Annotated in this window: 15 protein-coding genes and 5 pseudogenes; 10 read left to right on the plus strand and 10 right to left on the minus strand. The window is 64.9% G+C overall.

Features of this window, described 5'->3' with window-relative positions:
- Positions 1–464, plus strand: a pseudogene (locus JYJ84_RS10275) (SEL1-like repeat protein); the annotation flags it as partial.
- Between the two features lie 21 nt (positions 465–485).
- On the opposite strand, the gene JYJ84_RS10280 reads toward JYJ84_RS10275, so the two are convergent.
- Positions 486–839: a helix-turn-helix domain-containing protein gene (locus JYJ84_RS10280; RefSeq protein ID WP_089454409.1), complete on the minus strand. Its 354-nt coding sequence runs from the start codon at positions 837–839 to the stop codon at positions 486–488.
- 208 nt (positions 840–1047) lie between these two features.
- Between JYJ84_RS10280 and JYJ84_RS10285 the strand changes: the two genes are divergently transcribed.
- The 3 genes from JYJ84_RS10285 (at position 1048) to JYJ84_RS10295 (ending at position 4627) form a co-directional block, all read left to right on the plus strand.
- Positions 1048–1407 (plus strand): hypothetical protein, encoded by a 360-nt coding sequence (locus JYJ84_RS10285; protein WP_155292032.1) that lies wholly within the window; start codon positions 1048–1050, stop codon positions 1405–1407.
- Positions 1408–1470: 63 nt separating this feature from the next.
- Complete coding sequence (locus tag JYJ84_RS10290; RefSeq protein ID WP_175220525.1) at positions 1471–2757, plus strand: hypothetical protein; 1287 nt, start codon at positions 1471–1473, stop codon at positions 2755–2757.
- Positions 2758–3409: 652 nt separating this feature from the next.
- Positions 3410–4627, plus strand: a complete 1218-nt coding sequence (locus tag JYJ84_RS10295) for an acyl-CoA dehydrogenase family protein (protein WP_175220776.1) — start codon at positions 3410–3412, stop codon at positions 4625–4627.
- A gap of 44 nt (positions 4628–4671) precedes the next feature.
- Here JYJ84_RS10295 and JYJ84_RS10300 read toward each other — a convergent pair whose 3' ends face one another.
- The 3 genes from JYJ84_RS10300 to JYJ84_RS10310 all read right to left on the minus strand — a co-directional run bounded on the left by JYJ84_RS10300 (position 4672) and on the right by JYJ84_RS10310 (position 7441).
- A complete protein-coding gene (locus tag JYJ84_RS10300) occupies positions 4672–5859 on the minus strand; it encodes an LLM class flavin-dependent oxidoreductase (protein ID WP_175220523.1) in 1188 nt (395 codons plus the stop codon).
- Positions 5856–6137, minus strand: a complete 282-nt coding sequence (locus tag JYJ84_RS10305) for a hypothetical protein (protein ID WP_175220521.1) — start codon at positions 6135–6137, stop codon at positions 5856–5858. Before JYJ84_RS10305 ends, JYJ84_RS10300 begins: the two co-directional genes overlap by 4 nt.
- 119 nt (positions 6138–6256) lie before the next feature.
- Positions 6257–7441 (minus strand): porin, encoded by a 1185-nt coding sequence (locus tag JYJ84_RS10310; protein ID WP_174957284.1) that lies wholly within the window; start codon positions 7439–7441, stop codon positions 6257–6259.
- Positions 7442–7927: 486 nt separating this feature from the next.
- On the opposite strand from JYJ84_RS10310, the gene JYJ84_RS10315 reads away from it, so the two are divergent.
- Complete coding sequence (locus tag JYJ84_RS10315; protein ID WP_175220519.1) at positions 7928–8272, plus strand: DUF3088 domain-containing protein; 345 nt, start codon at positions 7928–7930, stop codon at positions 8270–8272.
- A gap of 50 nt (positions 8273–8322) precedes the next feature.
- Positions 8323–9321, plus strand: coding sequence for an ABC transporter substrate-binding protein (locus JYJ84_RS10320; RefSeq protein WP_175220517.1), 999 nt, complete (start codon positions 8323–8325; stop codon positions 9319–9321).
- Here the strand turns inward: JYJ84_RS10320 and JYJ84_RS38500 are convergent.
- The 3 genes and pseudogenes from JYJ84_RS38500 to JYJ84_RS10330 form a co-directional block, all read right to left on the minus strand.
- Positions 9322–9585, minus strand: a pseudogene (locus JYJ84_RS38500) (integrase); the annotation flags it as partial.
- A gap of 30 nt (positions 9586–9615) precedes the next feature.
- A pseudogene (locus tag JYJ84_RS38505) lies at positions 9616–9687 on the minus strand (hypothetical protein); the annotation flags it as partial.
- Positions 9680–10609: a LysR substrate-binding domain-containing protein gene (locus JYJ84_RS10330; RefSeq protein ID WP_175220515.1), complete on the minus strand. Its 930-nt coding sequence runs from the start codon at positions 10607–10609 to the stop codon at positions 9680–9682. The gene JYJ84_RS10330 and the pseudogene JYJ84_RS38505, both read right to left, overlap by 8 nt.
- Before the next feature lie 94 nt (positions 10610–10703).
- Between JYJ84_RS10330 and JYJ84_RS10335 the strand changes: the two genes are divergently transcribed.
- Entirely contained in the window at positions 10704–11801 is a 1098-nt protein-coding gene (locus tag JYJ84_RS10335) for an alpha/beta fold hydrolase (protein WP_175220513.1), read from the plus strand.
- A gap of 1 nt (position 11802) precedes the next feature.
- Here the strand turns inward: JYJ84_RS10335 and JYJ84_RS38510 are convergent.
- Positions 11803–12308 (minus strand): annotated as a pseudogene (locus tag JYJ84_RS38510) (Tn3 family transposase); the annotation flags it as partial.
- A 38-nt stretch (positions 12309–12346) separates the two neighbouring features.
- Positions 12347–12820, minus strand: coding sequence for a hypothetical protein (locus JYJ84_RS10345; RefSeq protein ID WP_240201848.1), 474 nt, complete (start codon positions 12818–12820; stop codon positions 12347–12349).
- A gap of 266 nt (positions 12821–13086) precedes the next feature.
- On the opposite strand from JYJ84_RS10345, the pseudogene JYJ84_RS37705 reads away from it, so the two are divergent.
- The 3 genes and pseudogenes from JYJ84_RS37705 to JYJ84_RS10355 all read left to right on the plus strand — a co-directional run.
- Positions 13087–13899 (plus strand): annotated as a pseudogene (locus JYJ84_RS37705) (tetratricopeptide repeat protein); the annotation flags it as partial.
- Between the two features lie 504 nt (positions 13900–14403).
- Entirely contained in the window at positions 14404–16863 is a 2460-nt protein-coding gene (locus JYJ84_RS10350; protein WP_240201849.1) for a glycosyltransferase family 9 protein, read from the plus strand.
- 283 nt (positions 16864–17146) lie between these two features.
- A complete protein-coding gene (locus JYJ84_RS10355) occupies positions 17147–18736 on the plus strand; it encodes a tetratricopeptide repeat protein (protein WP_175220509.1) in 1590 nt (529 codons plus the stop codon).
- A gap of 164 nt (positions 18737–18900) precedes the next feature.
- Here the strand turns inward: JYJ84_RS10355 and JYJ84_RS10360 are convergent, their stop codons facing one another.
- Positions 18901–20145 carry a glycosyltransferase family 9 protein gene (locus tag JYJ84_RS10360; protein ID WP_175220507.1) on the minus strand — a complete coding sequence of 415 codons (1245 nt, stop codon included), beginning with the start codon at positions 20143–20145 and terminating at the stop codon, positions 18901–18903.
- Positions 20146–20900: the final 755 nt, after the last annotated feature.

Here is a 20900-nt window from a genome sequence, read left to right on the forward strand (position 1 = left end):
ACGCGCAACAGCAGCGGGAGGACTCGTGGACCGATGCGGAGCACCGGATCGAAGCCGCCGCGCAGCATGCGGACGTTGCATCGATCCGCGCGTTACGGGCACGCTCGAATGACGCGGCCGCGTTGACCACGCTCGGCAGGATCGCAGAGGGCGGATTCGGCGCGCCCCGCGATCCGCGCGCGGCACTCGCGTATTACCGGCGTGCGGCGCAGATGAATTACCCGATCGCGCAGACGCTGCTCGGCGAAACCTACTTCGAGGGCAAGCTGGTCGCGCGCGACTACGGCGAAGCCGAGAAATGGCTGGCGCGTGCGGCGGCGCAGGATGTCGTGCGTGCCAAGCTCGATCTCGCGCAGCTGCGGGCGGCACGCGGGCAGGGCAGTGACGCGCAGAACTGGTCGGATGCGCTGAACCTGATGCTGCGGGATGCCGGCCGTCGCGCCGGGCGTGCCCCGGCGCAATAGCACCGCCGGCGCGGCGCGTGGTCAGTCGCGATGGCGGCGCAGGCGTTGCGCAAACGTTTCCACCCATTCGACCAGCATCTGGCGATCCCGCGGTGCCAATTCGCGCAGATTGCGCATGATCGTCAACGTCTGATCGTCGATTCTCGGCGACGCCCCCGTCAGCAATTCCTCGGTCGCGCAGCCGAACAGCGCCGCGAATTCGGCGAGGCGCACGATGGTCGGAATCGATGTGCCACGCTCGATCCGTGCGATCGCCTCCCGCCCGAGCGACAACTGCTCCGCCACCTGTTCCTGGGTCAGACCGGCTTCCACCCGTTTGCGGGCAATCGCGCGCCCGACGCACTCCGCCAGGGCCTGTGCTTCTTCTTGGTCCATGTGCTCACCTCATGACACGACCTGAATAGTCGCATTGCTACTTGTTGACAGACAGGTCTCAATAAGTTTCAATGCAACCTAAAAGGTAGTGTCATGGCATTCAACGCGACGTCGTCGGTTGGGTGCGACACGAAAAAAAAGTGCTCATCGACCGAACAAATGCCGTGGCGATCCGAATAGACAGGCAAGACGCCCGAACGGAGCGTCGATGCCGCATGCATTCGACGAGTGCGTGCGAATCGGACGAGTCACTGACAGGCTGCGACCATCCATGGAATCCAGGGCACTGCAATTCATCATGAAGTCCGTTCCGCGCGAATTTCATTCGGATACCAACATATTTATCGGCGGATGCTTCATCTGTCTTGCCTGGCCGCGCATCGAGATCAGCGACGGCCAGACCAAGGTCGTCCTGGATTGCCCGACGAACCAGGGCATGTTTTCCCGCGACGACACAGCCCTGATTCCGTTTCTGCGGCGCTTCCCGGAGCTCTGCGCGCGGCTGGTCGACGCGCATCCGCTGCTGCGCGCACGTTTTCGTGCGTTCGATGCCGGTTCGCCGGCCTGAGCGGTGCGCCGGCCGTCGACCTGTCCATTGAATCTGTCCATTTGTCACCTTCCCATTAAAACCATGAAATCTTCCAAACTTCTCGTTTTCGGCATCAGCGCCAGCGTATCGATCCTGCTCGCCGCATGCGGAGGCGGCGGCGACTCGGGCAGCCCGGCGGCCACCACCGGCCCCGGCGGGACGAACGGGTCGGGCGCCGCCAGCGCGGCCGTGACGCCGCTCGCGTCCGGCTCGAGCTATGTCGGCACGGTCGGATTCGGCGATACGATCCGCATCGACGTCGATCGGCCGGCGGCCGGCCAGTTGACGCTGACGTTCGTCAACTCGCAATTCGGCCTGGCCGGCCAGGTGATCGGCACCTACCGGACCGCAGGCAACGGACAGTTCGTGGTGTCGAACCTGGCCGCGGGCCCGGGCGTGACGCTGTCTCCCGATCAGATCGCCGCGTTGTCGCTGTCGCTTGCGCTGACGAAGGACGACAACGGCGCGGGCCTGTTGAGCGGTTCGTTGTCCAACGTGCCGAACCTGCTCGGCGGCGGCGGCTTGCTGCAGGGGCAACTCGCACTGACGAACAACGGCGTGACCGATGTCGCGTCGCTGGCCGGTGCGTACAGCTTCGTGTCGCTGGCCGGGGATCGCCGCCAGGACGGCGTGCCGGTCGGCACGCAGGAGCCGGAGGCCGGCCAGGTCCGGATCAACGCGGACGGCAGCGCCCGCTTCTGCTTCGGCAAGCCGTATGCCGATACCTGCACGAACCTGGACACGGATACCGGGGCGTCACTCGTCGATACGGCGACGTTCGTGCCGGATCCGGACCAGGCGACGTATCCCGGCGCGTTCGACATGATGGTGGGCGGGAAAATCAACGGACGTGCATTCGTCACGCGGCAGGGCGGCAACGTGACGTTGCTGGTCGACCGCTTCGGCACGTCGCCCGAGGGCACGCCGCGTACCGGCTCGATGGTGCTCACGACGACGCGCACGCTCGCGAGTGGCGCCTATGACGGCCAGTGGGTGTGTGTCGAGCCCGATACCACCGTCGGTAACCGGCTGACGGGCAAGGCCGATGTGGTCCAGTCGACGATCAGCGGCACGCAGATGGTGAGTCCGGACGGCCAGACGAAGACTCCGCTCTACTTCAACGCGGCGTTCGACCTCGATACCGCCGCGCGTACCCAGAGCGACCCGATCGTGGCCCAAGGGATCGACGGGCTGATCGCCGCCCAGATCCAGCTCGCGAAGGAAAAGGAAACGACGGTGTTGTTGCCGGTCAACAATTCCACGATGTACTGGCTGGATGAGCCGAACGGCTCCGGCTTCTTCGTGATGGGTCTGTGCAGCAAGCAGTAACGCGGCACGGCGCGTCGCCGCGGCGGCCATGACTGCCGGGAGGCCCGGGCGGGCACGTCTGCGGGACGTGCCCGCCTAGCCTGCAATGTGTGTTCTCAAGCGCGTTGACGCCGACGAGGTCGCCGCGCTGGAAACCCTGGGCGGCGGTTGGTACGGCCCGCGACGCATGGCATGCCGACCACGTCGAGCCCGACCTTTCCGATCCCGATCGCGGCCAATGCCATCCGGCCGTCGTCAAGGCCGATGTGGCCAGCACCCGGCCGTGCGCGAAAGCATCGACCGCGCGAGAGCGGGGGGCGTGCCGCCGATACGCATCCGCGACGAGCACGGGCTGATCGACATCCGGAATCCGGAAGGCACCGTGCACGTACTCGACCCGTCGACCCGTCGCCCCGTCGCCCCGTCGACGCAGTCGCGACGGCCGCGCTCGGCCCGGTTCGTATCCGACACGCGCGACCGTGCAGCGCCAGCGCACCCCACCACGGCGCGATGGTGGGCGACCATTCCCGGCCCACGCATAACAAAAGCTGAAATCGGTTTTTCGCGCGCGCCGGGAGCGTCCCTATACTTTGCGATGCTGCGCATGTGGCGGTTCGCGAATGCCGCGATCGCGCGACGCAGCGCCCGATCTTCTCGAACCAGGACCTGCCGAATGACTGCCCGTGATGCCGTCGATCCGCGCGCCGCGTTGCGCGACGCGCTCGCCGCGCTGCCCGATCTCGCGAACGCGATCGGACAGGATGCCGCGCAACGCGAGGCGCGGCGCGAGCTGCCGTTCGAGGGTTTCGCGATCTTCCGCCGCTCGGCGCTGGGCGTGCTGCGGATTCCGGTCGCGCGCGGCGGTCTCGGCGGCACGCTGGTCGATCTGTTCAACACGGTCGCGACGCTGGCCGCCGCGGATTCGAATCTCGCGCACGCGCTGCGGATCCACTACGACCAGACCGAGACGCTGCGGCTGTCGGCGCGCACGCCGTTCAACGACGTGCAGCTCGAACGTGTGCGGGCCGGCGCGATCTTCGGCGGCGCGTCGACCGAACGCGGCACGTCGCGGCCCGGCGAGAACACCGCCGTGCTGCGCCGGGACGGCGATCACTATCGCGTGGCGGGCCGAAAATACTATTCGACCGGCACCGCGTTTGCCGATTTCGCACGCATCAATGTGGAAAACGAGCAGGGCGATGCCGTCGCCGTGATCATTCCCGTCGCGCGCGACGGCGTGCAGGTGCTCGACGACTGGGACGGCATGGGGCAGCGCATGACCGCGAGCGGCAGCCTGCTGCTCGACGACGTGCAGGTGTTCGCGGATGAAGTGGCCGCGCGCGACGGCTCGACGCTCGTTGGCCGCCATTGCGGCGCGCTGCGGCAGCTGCATCTCGTCGCGACGGGCGCGGGCATCGTGCGCAACGTGGTCGCCGATGCGCGCCGCTACGTGCTCGCGCACGGCCGCCCGGCGCTGCACAGCCCGGCGCCGACCGCGCGCGACGATCATTTCATCCAGCAGGTCGTCGGCGAGCTGTCCGCGCACAGCCACGCGATCGATGCGCTCGTGCGCGAAAACGCGCGGGCGCTCGACCGCTCCGCCGACGCGATCGAAGCCGGCGATGCCGATGCGCATGCACTCGTGCTCGACAGTGCGCTCGCCACGGCGCGCACGCAGCTCATCGTCAGCAAGCTTGCGCTGCATGCGGCGGAGCGGCTGTTCGAAGTCGGCGGGGCATCGGCGACGGCGCGCGAACACAACCTCGACCGGCACTGGCGCAACCTGCGCACGATCTTCAGTCACAACCCGCTGCTGCACAAGGCGCGCGTGATCGGCGACTACGAGCTGAACGGCGTGACGACGCACCTGACAGAAGGCCGGGTGTTCTAACCTGACCGTGTCGCGCCGGCGCGCACCGCAATCACTTCCTGACGTCAGCGCCGCAGGCCGGCGTCACGCAGCAGCGGCAGCACGCGCTCGCCAAAGAAGTCGAGATCGGGCTTGAAGTCGTAGAAGCTCAACTGGATGCCGTCGATGCCGGCACGGTGCAGTCGCACGATGGTATCGGCGACTTCGTCCGGCGAGCCCGTGATCGAGATATTGCCGCCGATCGCGCGTGCCGCGGCCTGCGAGCGCTGCTCGAATCCGCCACGCCAGGCATGGGCATCGCTGTCGAAGCGATGAAAGCTGCCTTCATCCGCATGCGCGACGATCGCGTCGCGGTACGCGCGCGCTTCGGCTGCCGTCTCGCGGCAGATCACGAGCGGGTTGAGCAGCGTGCGAATCGTCCGGCCGCGCGCCGCGGCGGCGGCCTTCACGCGTGCGGTATGCGCGGGCAGCGCATCGAGTGCGCGTTCGGCGTCGTGGCCGGCCGGGCTCGTGACGAACACGATGTCCGAATAGCGTGCCGCGAAGTCGATGCCTGCATCGGAGCCCGTTGCATTGATCAGCAGCGGACGGCCATGGCACGGCTTCGGCGTCACGAATGCACCACCCAGCCGCCAGCTCGACAGCGCGGGCGTGTAGCTGAAATTGTCCGGTTGCGCCCACAACTGCTGAACCGCATCGAGGAACTCGGCGGCCATGTCGTAACGCCGGTCGTGCTCGATCCGGTTCCAGCCGAACATCTCGTGCTCGATCGCGCGGTGGCCGGTCACGACGTTGATGCCCCAGCGCCCGCGCGAGATGTGATCGAGCGTCGCGGTGAATTTCGCGAAATGCAGTGGATGCCACGGCCCGTAGAGCACGTGGCTCGTCGCGACGAGGATGATCCGTTCGGTACGCGCGGTCAGCGCGGCCAGCGTCATGAACGAGTCGAGCGCCTGGCCGTCGAACACGCCGCCGTAGCCGCCTTTCGGCAGCCACTGCGACAGCGCGAACACGAGATCGAAGCCGAGCGCCTCCGCGCGCGCGACCAGGTCGGCGTTGTAGTCGAACGTCCAGTCGGTCGTGCGCGGCAGCGTCGACGCGCTCCAGCCGCCGGCCTGGATCGGCAGGAACAGCCCGAGCATCAGCGGCTGCGCGAGGACGCGCGACACTGGGCTGTCGGGGAAATCCGCCGGCGAGCGAACGTCGACGAACGGCGACGGCGCGACCGGCGTGGCGACGGAGGCGTCGCTCATGATGGCTTCCTTGCGGGTTGGGCACGCACCGAACGGCAACGGCGGGCGCCGAGGAGGATCACGTCGCGTTGGTACGGCTTCGGAGCGCCGTAGGGCCGCGGCAGCGACTGCACGCGTGTCGACAGCGGCACGTCGAGCAGGCCGGGCGGGACGCGGGGTTGGCTCACCAGCGTGCCACCGTCAGGCAACCTCGCGGCCACCCATCCGCTGCCGAGCTGGCGCAGTGCCGCGCGCCAGCTGCTGCGCGGCGCGCGAGGAGGGAGACGGGAGTCGATCATGGTCAAACACGTATCGCACGCGGGAAACGCCCATTCTCGACAACCGGACACGGCGCGGCAAACAACGATTCCCGCTTTGCTTATCGCGCCATGCTGCGCCGTGCCCGATGCGCGTGCCGTCAGAACTTCACGCGCAGCCCGCTGACGAGCGCGACCTGGCGGTTGGTCGACGACGCGCTGCCGATGTTCGAGATCGCAGCGATCGTGCGATAGCCGCCCGCCGTTGCCGTGCTCGGATCGCCGGCCGCGAGCTGGTAGATGCCGGACAGGTAGAGGTCGGTGCGTTTCGACAGCGCATAGTCGAAACCGAGCGTGAACTGGTGCCAGCGCGGTTTCAGCGTCTGGCCGCCGGTGCCCGGCAGGCCGCTCGCGCGCCCGTCGGTGAACGTATAGACGCCGATCAGCGTGGCCGCCGGCGTGATCTGGTAACGCGCGTTCACGTCGTAGTTGTTGAATTTGCGCGACGAGCCGTCGAGATAGTCGAGCTGCGTGTGGCTCCACGCGAAGCCGAGCGTCGCCCGGCCGAGCGCGTAGTTCGCGCCCACCACGCCGATCTGCTGCTTGCGCACGCCGCCGTTCAGCCCGTAGAAGAACGCGCCGCTGTAGTCGTTGCCGGTGGTCGAGGTCGCGCCGCCCACGGCACCGCTGGTATTCGACGTCGAATTCGGATGATTGAAGCGCACATAGCCGGCGCCCACCGACAACGGGCCGTTCACGTAGTTCGCCGACGCGCCCCACGCGTTGTTGTTCGAGAACCCGGTGCCGGCGCCGCCGTTGGCCTGGTTGCTGAACGCATAGAGCAGGTCGGCCGTGAAGCCGGCGATCGTGTCGCTGCGGAACTTCACCGCGTTGTTGAGCCGGAAGCTCTGGTTCATGTTGTCGTTGTCGCCCACGTGCGTGGCGGGCGACCAGAAGCCGGACCCCGAGTATGGCGCGACGAGGTCGGTGATCGGTTCGTACTGGCGGCCGAAGGTCAGCGTGCCGATGCCCGACTTGGCCAGGCCCACGTATGCGGAGCGGCCGAACAGGCGGCCGCCCTGGCCGAGCCCGCCGTCGCTTGGCCGGAAGCCGCTTTCGAGCGTGAAGACCGCCCGCAGGCCACCGCCGAGATCTTCCACGCCTTTCAGGCCCCAGCGGCTGCCGCTCAGCTTGCCGCTCGTCTGCTGGATGTTGCTCGCGCCACCCTGGTTGTTCGTATAAGCGAAACCGGCATCGACGACGCCGTACAACGTGACCGAGCTCTGCGCATGCGCGCTGACCGAAGCGATCGAAACCAAACCCAGGACTACCGATTTTTTGATCATGACTATCCTCTGTTTTTATGGGTACATCTGCGAGGATCACGATGCTATTGATGACGGTCGCGCCGGCGAACGGCCGATCCGTGGTTTGTAAATCGCGGCGCGGCCGATTTGTAATGTGCGTTGCCGCACACCCGGCATGTGCGTCGCGATCGCGTCCGGCATTCATGCTGCGGCGAACGCATTGCACGAACGGCGAACGTCACGCGCTCGAAACGCGCGAGCGTCGTCATATCGATCGATGAAATCGTTCGATATCCGCAATACATCTGGCCCGGCGCACGATGTTTTTATGCAACGCACGCTGTGCGGTGGGTGCCCGATGCGCTACATGCATCCGCATATCGATTCCGCAAAACGTTGGTAGGGCCCTGCGACGGGGGACGGTAGAGTCGGACATCCGGCCTCGGGCCGGCATGCTCCGGGAACGGAAGGGCGCGCAAGCGCGCGTTCGTCCCGGCTGAACAACCTATACGGGAGCCGTTTGACATGAGTCGCGATGTGCTGTTTCTGCTGGAACCGGGCTTTGCCGATCCGAAGCATCCGGGCCAGCGCTTCGTCTGTCCGCATGGCCTGTCGATCGAGGGGCTGCTCGCGAGCGCGCCGGATCGCGCGGGCCGCATCGACGTGAAACGCGTCGGCTTCGAGCGGCCGCGGCACGCGGTGATCGACGCGCTCGACGATGCGCATCAGGGACTGCCGGTCCTCGTGCTCGGCCGCGACCAGCCGGCACCGGACGACGCACGGACGCTCGGCGACGTGCGCTTCGTCACCGACGCGCGCCGCATCCTCGAGCTGCTGGCCGAGCGCCACGGATTTCCGGTGCTGCATTGACGCGGCGGTTTTCACGTCCTATCCGATCGACCGACTGACAGGAGTATCCGATGTCGTCCATTTCGGCGGCACGCCGCCGTTTACTGCTGGCCGGCACCGCGGTCGTGGCGGCCCCATTCGCCGCGAAGGCCGTGCTCGCGGCGGCCGCCGTCAACGCCGATCTCGCCGGCACCACGTTGCGCGTCGCGACCTACAAGGGCGGCTGGCGTGCGCTGCTGCAGGCGGCCGGGCTGGCCGACACGCCATACCGGATCGACTGGCGCGAGCTGAACAACGGCGTGCTGCACATCGAGGCGCTCAATGCGGATGCGCTCGACATCGGTTCGGGTAGCGAAATTCCGGCCGTGTTCGCTGCGCGCCAGAAGGCCAACGTCCGGCTCATCACCCGCGTGCGCGAAGATCTCAACAACCAGGTCACGCTCGCGCGCAAGGACACGTCGATCCACAGCATCGCGGATCTGAAGGGCAAGCGCGTCGGGTACGTGCGCGCAACGACATCGCACTACTTCCTGTATCGCCAGCTCACGGAGGCCGGCCTGGGCTTCGACGACATCCAGCCGATCAACCTGTCACCGACCGACGGGTTGTCCGCCTACGACCGCGGCGATATCGACGCATGGGCGATCTACGGCTACAACGGCCAGCTCGCGCGCAACCGCTACGGTGCGCGCGTGCTGAAGACGGGGAAGGGCTATCTGTCGGGCAATTTTCCGGTCTATGCGAACCCGCGCACGCTCGACGATGCGCGCCGTCGTGCGGCGACGGGCGATCTGCTGCTGCGATTTCGGCGCGCGTATGCGTGGGCGAACGGGCATGTCCGCGACCATGCGCTCGCGCAGAATCGCGAGACGCGCGTGCCGGTTGCCGATCTCGTCGCGATGTTCGACCAGCGCAGCGAAGACTACGCGCTGCTGCCGGTCACGCCCGACGTGGTGGCGCAGCATCAGCAGGTCGCGGATGTGTTTGCGCGGATCGGTGTGCTGGATGGGCCGGCCAATGTCGCGCCGCTCTGGGATACGTCGTTCAACGCGCTGCTGGCGGCGACGTGATCGAAGGCCATGAGAAGACGCCCGGGTGAGCGGGAGATTCGGGCGAATACGCGCTGTCGAAAGCTCGTCCTGGATCGCATCGGCGACCAGCACGAAAAACCGCCTCAGCACGCGCCAGCGTCGAGTGCTTTCGATACGGGTGCCGTCCTCCTCGAGACTTGCGACAAGCGGCGTCGCCGGGTTCCAGCGCGAGGGCGTGACCGGCAGTCCTCGCTGAACGAGAGCTGCCGTCCGGTATCGGCTATGGCTGCTATCGGCGAGCGCTTGCCGGCCACACCTCATCTTGCGGATTTCGTTGTTGCGGGAGTCTGCTGCGTACACGTTGCCGCTGGCGTCGACCGCAACGCCAGTCGGACCATTAGACAAGGCTGCCGCCTCTCGTGGACGTTGGAGCGCTATCGATCGCGTCGCTCGCTTCGTATTCCTGGAACAAGCGCCACACCCTTTTTACATGGGGCGATGCGGGCCCCTGGCTCATGAACATGGCGAGGGGCCACGTCGGGAGACTCGCGTCCAGGACGCGAGCATAGCGAACCCCTGCGAACTGGAGGCGTTGTGTCGAGGTCGGCAAGAGCGTGGCGCCGAGTCCGGCGGAGACCAGCGATAAGAGGCTCAATGCGCGGTTGGCTTCCGCGACGATCCGCACATCCATTCCTGCCTTGGTAAAAGTATCGAGCAATTGTGCATGCAGGACCGGCCCTTGAGAGGCGGGGAACAAGATCAGCCCCCGGTCGGCAATGTCCCGCAGCGTGGTATCTCCGTGTTGTCCGTCGTCGAACAGCGCCGCGATGCTGTTCTCCGGGGTGAAGGGATGAACACGTAGTGGGCCAGCGAAGTTGAACGGCGGGTGGGCGAATCCGATATCGATCCTGCCGCTTGCGAGCGCACTCAACTGGTCGTTAGTCGAAAGCTCGCGCAATTCGGGTTGAATTGCTGGGAACCGCGTCCTCATGGCGAGTAACCGTCGGGGCAGGTGCTCGTACAGGGCGGCCGAATCGAACCCGATTCGAACGACCCCTGCCTCGCCGCTTTCCACTGACTGTGCGATGGCGGTCGCGCGATCGGCATGGTGGACTGAGGCTTGCGCCTCCTCACGGAAAGCTGCGCCCGCGACGGTCAAGGTCAAGCGCCGATGGGCGCGGGCAAACAACCGAATTCCCAGTTCCTTTTCCAGGCGTGCAATGGATTGACTGAGCGGTGGTTGCGCCATGCCAAGCCGCTGAGCAGCGCGTCCCATATGCAATTCCTCGGCGACAGCAAGAAAATGGCGCAGGTGGCGAAGTTCCATATCGCAGCGATATCAAAAATATTCAAAGCCATTATAGATAGATCATCGATAGATCGGGACAATCTTCCCTACCGCTACTGCCTTTGGGGACACGATGCGTCATACCAAGTGGGCCATCGCCGCATTACTTAGTTTTGCTTCCTACTCCGCGCAGGAAATTCGCGCTGAAGTGATGCGTCGCGACTACACCGTACGGGCCGAAGATGGCCTGAAAATTTTCGTGCGTGAACTGCGCGACGACAAGGCGTGCGTCGATCGCGGCCCCATGCTTCTGGTCAACGGCGGCAGGCCGGGAGTATTGGCGAGTTGGGACGTCGATGCGAGGGAGCCTTCCACGGCGGAGGCGTTCGCAAAAGCCGGACATCATCTCTATCTCATGGATGTGCGCGGTTTCGGGCGATCGGAATTTCCGCCCGAAATGGACGACGGGCGCCTTGGCGCACCTCCGGCCGTGCGATCCAACCAGGCGGTGCGGGACATTGCGACGGTCGTTCGCGAGATTCAGCGCCGCAACCCGGGGGAAACGCGCCTGACGGCGATGGGATGGGCCACTGGCTCGCAGTGGCTCGGCCATTATGCGTCGCTCTACCCGGAAAGCATCTCGCATCTGATCTACTACAACGGCGCGTATGGCGGCCCGGCGGGCGGCTGGCACTTGCAGGCGGAGTTCGGCGATCCGGACGATCCCGCACAACTGGACCGGAAGCATTATGGTGCCTACCAGTCCTCGACCGCCGGCTCGCTGGGCAACCGCTGGCGCGACGAAGGCATCGATCCTGCCTTTCTGGAGCGCTACGTTGCGTTGGCCATGGAAGGAGACAAGGCCGCGAAGACCCGGCATCCTGCCAGTTTTCGCCATCCCACCGGGCCGCTTGCTGATACCTTGCTGATGGTCAACGGCCGGCCCATCTTCGATGCGTCGTTCATCCGCTCGCACGTGCTGATCCTGCGGTCGGGCAATGATTTCTGGTCACGGCCGGTGGATGCGCAGACCTTGTTGGCACATCTGACTAACGCGGCTTCCACACGATTCGCCGAACTGCCGGGCGCATCCCACTACGCGCACCTGCTGCCCGGCCCAGATCGGCGCGCATTCATCGAAACCGTGCTTGCCTTTACGGCACCGCTGGCCGCAGGGAGCGACACCGTGATGCGGGAGTGTGCCGATAACAAGCGGGGGGGGCATTCGTAAATTCATCGGCGAGGATATCGGCGACGCCGTTGAGCAGGACCACAAGGTCTTCGACCTGATCACGCTGCTTGCGCTGAATCACCTCCCACTCGTCGCTCGCACGCTTGTGGATGGCGCCCATGGGCTGCATGAACATGTCGGCGAGATCGTTGCGGGCGCGCACCCGTATGCGATTGAGAAGCGCGACGATCAGCGTATAGCGCTTCTCAGGCAGCGTGTCGTTCTTGAGCGTCGACGCGTCGAGCACCATCGCCTGCTGGGCGAGCGTGCGTAGTTTCGCAGCGGAAATGCCGGCCGTGGCGAGCGCGAAATCGCCGAGTCTGTCGAGCCAGCCGATCTGGTCGATCAGCAGGTCAAGGCGTTGCCGGGACAGGCGTTTCGCATGGCGCCTGATGCGGTTGTAGGCGGTCTTCCGGCTCGACAGATTAGCGCGAGCAACCGGTCCAGCGCGAGCTTCTGTTCGTCAGTCAGGCGCCGTGTGACGTGCTTGAATAGCCGCGACTGCGCGCAGTGTGAGCTGCGTCGTGAATGCCTGCATGACCGGATCAGGCGAACGTCGTCGCCACCATGATGCCGAACACGACGCCGATCGCAATCCCGCAGAGCCGGCCGTAAATCGATGCGCGCACATTGTCGTCGAGCACGAACGGCGAGCGCTTGTGCTTCCATACCGTGCTGAATGCCACCGGGCGGGTCAGCAGGGCGATACACGCGAGCAGTACCGGCGTGGCGATGAGCATCGCGATGCGTTGCCCGTTCCAGTCGACGCCGTGCATCGCCAGCGAAACGATCGCGGCAAGCGGAACCTCGACGCACAGGCCCAGCAACGAACCGTTGACGAAGGAATCTCCGGGGGACTGAAACATGATCGGTCCTAGCGTTCGAATGAAATCGGCGCTCGGCTCGAGCTCCCGACAATAAAAAACCACGGCCGTTGCCCAAGGTCGGTCGACCGTATTCGACATAAGCCAGGATGACGGGCGGATAGTAAGGCAAATCATTGGCCCGTTGGCGGTCATTCAAGCTATTTAACAAATGTCGCGGGCAGCGATGCATTTTTATGCTGCACCGGGATGTCGCGCCGTGATAATAATCGGGCACCTTGTCGTCGGTGGCGTGCGTGAAGGCTGCGCGCCAGCATGGCCGCAGCAGCCGCAGCATTGCCGTTCCGGCACGCAATATGACCCTGATCGGTTTCCGAAGCATCTGCCGGGCTTGTTCCGGAGCGGGGCACCGGGCGGATTGAACCGATGACCATGGCGAAGCGTCACCCATCCAGTCGAACATGAGCGAACACAACGTTACGGGCAGCGATGCGCCACGCGTCGGCGCGGCAAACGCGGAATTTTCAGCAGGTGTCGCTGCGCATCACGCCGGGCAGGCGGCGGATGCGGCGCGGCATTACCGGGCGGCGATTGCGCTTTACCCCGATCACACCGAGGCACTGAACAATCTCGGTATTCTGCTCGAAGTCGAAGGGCATGCCGGCGAGGCGGAACATTGCTACCGGCGAGCCATCGAGATTCACCCTGACAACGTGGATGCGTGCGTCAATCTCGGCCTGCTGCTTCATGATGGACATCGCTTCGATGAAGCGGAGGCCTGCTACCGCCGCGTACTGGCGTTGCATCCCGGCCATAGTCCGGTGCTGCGCAGGCTCGGCCTGCTGCTGCAGGTCATGGACCGTCACGCCGAAGCCGAACGTATGTTGCGCGATGCGGTGATTGCCCGCCCGGGCGACGCCGTGGTTCATGCCGATCTGGCGATGCTGCTTCAAGTGCTCGGGCGAGCCGACGAAGCGGAGCGGCATTATCGGGAATCGCTCGTGCACGAGCCGAACGCCCCCGCGACGCTCAACCGGTTCGGTGCGCTGCTTCACACGCTCGGGCGGTTGCCGGAGGCCGAGACGTGTTTCCGGCGCGTGGTTTCGCTGCAACCCGACGCGCGCGAGGCGCGCGGCAACCTCGGCAACGTGCTGTTCGCCCAGCAGCGATACGGCGAAGCCGAAGCGTGTTACCGCGACGTGCTCGCATACGATCCGTCGTTCGCGGAGGTATGGAACAACCTGGGCCGGCTGCTGCATGAGGTCGGCCGGCTGGACGAGGCCGCCGCCGCGTTGAGACACGCGTTGACGCTCGATCACGACCGCGTGCCGACCACGTTCAACCTGAGCCTGGTGCTGCTGGCGATGGGGCAGTACGAAGCAGGATGGCGGCACTACGAAGCGCGCTTCCAGCCTTCCTCGCACTGGGGCGACGCTTCGTCGTATCGCGTGCTGGCAAGCCTGCCGGCGCCGTGCTGGCAGGGCGAACCGCTCGACGGAAAATCGCTGGTCGTCTGGCCCGAGCAGGGGTTCGGCGATGTCGTGCAATTCGCGCGCTATCTGCCGCTGCTCAAGCAGCGCGGCGTGTCGATGCTGACGGTGGTGTGTCCGGCTGCGTTGACGCGCCTGATCGCAACGGTCGATGGCGTGGATCGTTGCGTCGGGATTGACGAAGCGGCGGCGCTTCCGGCACACGATTACGCGGTCCCGATCATGAGTCTTCCGTTGCGCTGCGGCACGACGCTCGACACGATACCCGCGACGGCGCCCTATCTGCACGTGCCGGCACCGCTCGTCGAGCACTGGCGGGGCAGCGTACCGGCTGCCGTCCTGAAGGTCGGGTTGGTCTGGGCTGGCGATCCGCGCCCCGATCAGCCGCAGGCACACGCGACGGATCGCCGGCGCTCGCTTCCGGCAAGCGCGTATCTGCCGCTGCTGACGATTCCGGGCGTGAGTTTCGTGAGCTTGCAGAAGGGCGAAACGGCCCATCGGCAGATCGACACGATTCCGTCGTCGCTGCGTCCTGTCGATCCGATGGCGCACGTGCGCGACTTCGCGGACACGGCGGCGATCATCGCCCATCTGGATCTCGTGATTACCGTCGATACGTCGGTTGCCCATGTGGCGGGCGCATTGGGCAAGCCGGTCTGGATCCTGTCGCGCTTCGACGGCTGCTGGCGCTGGTTCGCGGATCGCGACGATTCGCCGTGGTATCCGCGCGCGCGACTGTTCCGTCAATCGGAACCGGGGCAGTGGAACGATGTCGTCGAACGTGTAGCGGGGGCCCTCGAGCACCTGCGTGACGAACGGAATGCGTCGCGCGTATCGGCGGCACCCCAGGAAGCACTGGATCGGCAGTTTTCGCAGGGCCTGCAGCTGTGTCAGCAGCGCCGTTTGGCGGAGGCGCTCGCCTTTTACGACGCAGCGCTCTCAACCGCGACGGATCCGTCCGTTCGAGCGTACCTGCTGGGCTATCGGGCGCAGTCGCTCAACGGTCTTGGCCGCGTCGACGAAGCGCTCGAGCAGACCGACCACGCGTTGCAACTCGATCCTTCCCAGTTGAGGGCGCTATGCACGCGCGCTTACGCGTTGTTGCTGAAGCAACAATTTCAGGCGTGTCTCGAATGCTGCGACCGAGGGCTGGCATTCCATCCCGGCCGAATCGAACTGCTGCACAACCGTACCGCCGCGCTGGCCGGGCTCATGTGCAATGAAGCGGCGCTGGAGACGAGCGAACGCATCCTGGCGCAGAACCCGAACGATGCGAGGGCGCTCAACAACAGTGCGGTCATGCTCGACCGCTTGGCGCGTTACGACGAGGCGGCCCAGCGTTACAAACGCGCGGTTGCGATCAATCCCGACGAGCCGTGGGTGCTGGGCGCGTTGTTGACCGCGCAGCTGCGCACGTTCGACTGGGACGGGCTTGACGGGCTACAGCGGGGCATCGCCTCCCGGGTGGCCGAGGGCCGCCCGACCATCGAACCGTTTCGCTATCTGGCCGTATGTGTCGACCCGCAGCAGCAACTGGATGCGGCCCGGATCTATGTTGCCCAACGCATCCCCAGGCCCGCGACGCATTCGGTCTTTCGGTCCGCAGGCATGCCGCGCAGAAAGATCCGCATCGGCTATTTTTCATCGGACTTCCGCACGCATCCGATGATGGAATTGATGGCGGAAGTGTTCGAGCTGCACGATCGGGAGCAGTTCGAGATCCATGCATTTTCGTTCTTCGACGACCCGCACGACCCGGCACAGCGGCGAGCGCGAACGGCCTTCGATCGCTTTCACGATGTCGACGGCATGACATCGGACGAGATCGTTGCCATCGCACTGAACGAGACGCTGGATCTCGCCATCGACCTGAACGGACACACCATGGGCGCGCGGCCGACGGTGTTCGCGACGCGCATCGCGCCGGTGCAGATCGCCTACCTGGGCTATCCGGCCAGCACGGGTGCCGACTATATCGATTACATCGTCGCCGACGAGGTCGTGATTCCGCGCACACACCGGCACTTTTATTCAGAGCAGGTCATTTACCTGCCGGGTTCGTTTCAGCCCAACGATCGCCATCGCGAGCAGCCTGGCAGGCGACTGGATCGTTCGGCCTATGGGCTGCCGGCGCACGGATTCGTATTCAGCTGCTTCAACGATCCCGTGAAGCTGCTGCCGTTCATGTTCGAACGCTGGGTCAGCATCCTCAAGGCGGTCGACGGCAGCGTGCTCTGGCTCCACTGTCGAGACAGCGAAATTGCACAGGGCAATTTGCGACGCGAAGCGGCCGCGCGCGGGCTCGATCCCGAACGGATCGTCTTTGCACCACGCGTGCCATTGGCCGACCACTTCGCACGGCAAGCCTGCGCCGATCTCTTCCTCGATACCGTTCCGTTCAACGCCGGGGCCACGGCAAGCTGCGCGCTTTGGTGCGGGTTGCCGGTACTGACGGTTCCGGGCGACACGTTTGCCAGCCGGTATGGCGCGAGTCTGCTGGCGGCGCTCGGGTTGCCGGAATTGATCGCGCCGGATCTCGACGCGTATGAAGCCATCGCAGTGGATCTTGCACGCTCGCCAGACAGGCTCGGCGCAATCAGGCAAAAGCTCCGTGACGCACGGGATCGGTCACCGCTCTTCGACACGCGTCGCTTCGTGCGTCATCTGGAGCAGGCTTACCGCGTCGTCGTGCAGCGATATGCGAGCGGTTTGCCGCCGGACAGCATCGACCTGGCGAACGCGGATTGACCACCCCAATTGCGCCGGCGCGACGAATATCGGGGAAAAAGAAACTGCTGGATAATGCGCAACAAATTCAAACCTGGCGCTCGCGCCGCCAGACGAAATTCGAACACTGCGGAGAACGCCGGTATGCGGGCCTGTCCGGCCCATGAAATCGAGTCGCCGCCACACTGAATTGGCGTGGCCGATCGGCAATCGTGCGTTGCGCCCATCCAAGTGGCGTAGCGCGCAGAAGCATGATGGGCAGGTCGATGCTGTCGAATTGCATAACTAACTATCGGGGAACGGGATGTCGTTTGATGAGGACTTCAATGGCGTCGCTGCACAGGTGCGCGACGCGGAGGCTGCCGGACAGTTCGACCGGGCGGCCGAGCTTTTCCAGGTCCTGTTTGAAAAGTATCCACGTCACGACATCGTTCTGAAATCCTATCTGGACGCACGCTTGCGTCAGGGGCAGACAGGAAAAGCACTCGAGGCTTGCGATCGCGCCATCGCCGCGACACCCGAGTCGACCGTACCGTGGCGCGAAAGGGCGCTGATCTGCTTCAATCATCTGAACGATCGCGCCGCCGCCATCGCCAGTCTAAAAGACGGCCTGGCCGCATTTCCGTCCAATGCCGAGTTGCATCTGATGCTGGCCGACGCGAGTTTTCAGATGCTCGACTTCGATACGTCACGCCGGCACGGCTTGAAGGCGGCCGAATTCGGCGACCTGACCATCGCGTTGCGGGCACGCCATCGATTCCTCGAAGATCATGAAGGGGCCGTACGCATCGCGCGCGCGATCCTGGAGCAGTACCCGACGGAGATGGGCGCGCTCGTGCAGGGCGGCATCTCGCTCTACTTGCTGGGGCGCTTCGAAGAAAGCCTGGGCTATCTGTACCGGGCCGCCGAACACGATCCCTATCGAGGCGACGTCCTGTTTCCCCTCGCGAATCTGCTTTTGCTGCTGGGTGACACGAAGGCCGGCTGGCGCCGATATGAAATGCTGGCGGATCTTGCATCGCTCGGCAGCGGCCCCGGTGTCCTGACCGCCCATCACGACCGCTTGTGGCGCGGGCAGTCTCTCGAAGGCAAGCGCATTCTGGTGATCAGCCATCTGGGCCTTGGCGATTGCCTGATGTACGCACGTTATGCCCGAGACCTGAAGGCGGCGGGCGCCCATGTCACGCTCTGCGTCAAACCGGAGTTGATGCGGCTTCTGCGCGAACTCGAAGGCGTCGACGAATTGTTGAGCGCCTGGCCTGTCGAGACCTGGGGCAACTACGATTACTGGATCTTCGAAAACTTGCTGCCCGCGAGACTGGGGGCAAGCGAAGGGGTGGTACCTACCTACCGGGACGGCTATATCAAGCTGAACGCCCCGGACGTCGCGAAGGCACTGGCCGACCGCCGTCGCGCATCCGACCGGCTGCGAATCGGCTTGTGCTGGGACACGTCACCCAATTATTTCGCGGGGCGCGCTCGCAGTCTCGCACCTGAAGATCTTCAGCCGTTGGCTGAGATTGAAGACGTCGACTGGTTCGTGCTTCAGAAGCATCCGCTCGAGCCGGATTTCGCGGCACGTAGCGGACTGTCCCTCCTGAATCGATCCGCTGAGTGGAACGATCTTTACGATACGGCGGTATTTGCCGCATCCCTGGACCTGACTCTCTCGATCTGCTCGGCGCCCGTGCACCTGGCCGGCTCGCTGGGGCTGCCCGCGTGGGTCATGCTCGGTGCGCCGGAGTGGCGCTGGGGCACGCACGGCGATACGGGGCCGTGGTATCCGCAGATCCGGACCTTTCGTCAGGCAGCACCCGGTAACTGGCGCAGCGTTACCGAGGCGGTGCGTGACGCACTGGAAGCGGCGCGCGGGAGCTTGCGCCAAGTGGAGTGACGGGCGACACATCGTCGTCGCAGCGGGCATCGACGCGCGCCGGGCACGGCGATCATCGCTTTGACGAGTGAGGTGTGCGGAGCCCGGCATTCCGGTTCAATTACGACGCCGTGGGTACGCGTACCGACAGGTGCGCGTGCCGCGGCGCCAACACGTGCTATCGGCTACCACGCTGAGTCGTTGCCGGACAACGCATCCGCGATCTCCAATACCGGTCTGCTCCAGTCGCCCAGCGTTGTCTGCCGATACAACTGCATGGATCGGTACCACGGCGTATCGCGATGGCTGTTGGACCAGCGCTCATCGCATGCGGCCGACAGCAACAGCCACACTCGGCGCCCAAGTGCGCCTGCGAGGTGAGCCGGCCCGGTATCCACCGTAATCAGCAAATCCAGCGCATCGAGGATGACGGCCGTATCACCGAGATCGCTCAACTCGCTGCCAATGACGCCAATACCGTGTTTATCCAGCAGCGCATGCTCTTCATCGGTGATCGTGCCGAACTGTAGCGCGTGGAAACGGGTCGCCGGCGCACCGAACAATGGCTCGAGTTGCGCCAGTGAGATGGATCGATACGGTTCGTGGCGCACCGAAGTATTGCTGCGCCAGATCAGACCGATCTCGCGAACGCCATCGCGTCGATTGTTGAACGTGTCGGCGATACGTGGCGGCAGTTCTCGTCCGGCTGGCGCCTGTACGTATGGATTCGTCCAGCTGGGGAAGTAGGGCGTCGTTTGATACCGGGCAAAGAGGTCGAAGGTGCAGAGGATGCCGTCGCTTTGATCAATGGCTTCGCTGGCGTTCTCGACAATCGTGATCCAGTCGTAGGCGGCGAATACCGGTGCCAAGATGCGTGGCACCTGCAATACGATGGTCGACGCACCTTCGTCCCGCAACAAGTGCAGATACCGGGAAAACATGATCACATCGCCAAGACCGCCTTCCTGGAGGATGAGCACGCGCCGTCCGGCGACCGACTCGTCGAATCGAAGCAGCTTGTCGATAATTCGCCCGTACTCGCTCGTGTGCGCGGGATAAATATTCGAAACCACACCGGCTCGCCCCCATGCATCGCGCGATCTCCGATCGAGCGCGCGGGCTTCGCGGAAATGACCTTGAGCGTAGTGTGCGATCACGAGTTCGGCGCTCAACACCCGGAGGTCGGGTTCGTGGTGAAGTTCCGTGAGCGATTGCTTCAACAGCGTTTCGGCCTGCGCAAACAGGCCGAGATGGTTCATGTCGATACCGATCTGCGCGCGCAGAAACGGATCTTCAACCCGGTCTGCAATTTCTTGCACCACCCGGATCGCTTCTTCGGCGTAACCCGAGCGTCTGAGCGCGCGACACAGCGCAAGTCCGGTGCTCGCGGATTTGTCCCGCAGGTAGGCCTGGTACGCGCTGTCGAGCACGGATTGGTCGCTTGTCAATTTACCCCCTGTGAAATGGAGCTGGCCCGGTCGCGATCATATGCTCGACGTCTGCTTCTGTCTCGGGCACGGTTTGCGCTACGACGGGTGCTTCAACCTGGCGCAACGAGAGCGGCGACCTCGGTGATATGCGCTCGCCTTCGCACGGGCCTGTGTTGCGGAACGATCCCGATTATCTCGCATTGCTTGCACGACGCCGTGCGTTCTCGGCAAGTCGGTTGCCGACCGCACCTGGCGCCCCGGGTTTTCACGTTCGCCGATGGCTCGTTCGACGTTGGGCCTGCTGTGCCGGACACGTCGACAGCGCACGCCTGCAACGACCTTTCCTGTGCGGTGATCCGGTTGGGACGCACATCGATCGGTGCGTCGGTTCGACCGGCGTCCGGTTGCCCTCGACTGCCGCCAGAGCCACTTTGGCATGGGCCGTGGGTGCGGAATCGACACGCCCGTCGCGCGGCGTATCGAAGTGTTCAGTTTCCGCACACGTCGATGCCTCCCCCCACCGACCGGCGCGGGTGCGGCGGGTGGGAACAAACCCGGATAGCGCCGTGTCCTCCTGGTCGCCTACCGTCGCGCGGATGCCGGTCGGGGTGATCCCGATCTCGATTCGGCGGGTCGCGATTTCATCAGGAGCGTACATGGATAGCAGCAACAACACGGCACTGTTCGACGCCGCCGTCTGGCACGGCAAGACCTTCAACGGACGCTGGCACGCCAGCCCGCACGCGGCCGACGTG

Origin of the sequence: Burkholderia sp. LMG 13014, from assembly GCF_905232215.1 — a bacterium.
Classification (GTDB): Bacteria; Pseudomonadota; Gammaproteobacteria; order Burkholderiales; family Burkholderiaceae; genus Burkholderia.

Coding starts and splice junctions, on each gene's coding strand:
- JYJ84_RS10280 (WP_089454409.1), bottom strand. CDS start 839: ATGGACCAAGAAGAAGCACAGGCCCTGGCGGAGTGCGTCGGGCGCGCG.
- JYJ84_RS10285 (WP_155292032.1), top strand. CDS start 1,048: ATGCCGCATGCATTCGACGAGTGCGTGCGAATCGGACGAGTCACTGAC.
- JYJ84_RS10290 (WP_175220525.1), top strand. CDS start 1,471: ATGAAATCTTCCAAACTTCTCGTTTTCGGCATCAGCGCCAGCGTATCG.
- JYJ84_RS10295 (WP_175220776.1), top strand. CDS start 3,410: ATGACTGCCCGTGATGCCGTCGATCCGCGCGCCGCGTTGCGCGACGCG.
- JYJ84_RS10300 (WP_175220523.1), bottom strand. CDS start 5,859: ATGAGCGACGCCTCCGTCGCCACGCCGGTCGCGCCGTCGCCGTTCGTC.
- JYJ84_RS10305 (WP_175220521.1), bottom strand. CDS start 6,137: ATGATCGACTCCCGTCTCCCTCCTCGCGCGCCGCGCAGCAGCTGGCGC.
- JYJ84_RS10310 (WP_174957284.1), bottom strand. CDS start 7,441: ATGATCAAAAAATCGGTAGTCCTGGGTTTGGTTTCGATCGCTTCGGTC.
- JYJ84_RS10315 (WP_175220519.1), top strand. CDS start 7,928: ATGAGTCGCGATGTGCTGTTTCTGCTGGAACCGGGCTTTGCCGATCCG.
- JYJ84_RS10320 (WP_175220517.1), top strand. CDS start 8,323: ATGTCGTCCATTTCGGCGGCACGCCGCCGTTTACTGCTGGCCGGCACC.
- JYJ84_RS10330 (WP_175220515.1), bottom strand. CDS start 10,609: ATGGAACTTCGCCACCTGCGCCATTTTCTTGCTGTCGCCGAGGAATTG.
- JYJ84_RS10335 (WP_175220513.1), top strand. CDS start 10,704: ATGCGTCATACCAAGTGGGCCATCGCCGCATTACTTAGTTTTGCTTCC.
- JYJ84_RS10345 (WP_240201848.1), bottom strand. CDS start 12,820: ATGACCGCCAACGGGCCAATGATTTGCCTTACTATCCGCCCGTCATCC.
- JYJ84_RS10355 (WP_175220509.1), top strand. CDS start 17,147: ATGTCGTTTGATGAGGACTTCAATGGCGTCGCTGCACAGGTGCGCGAC.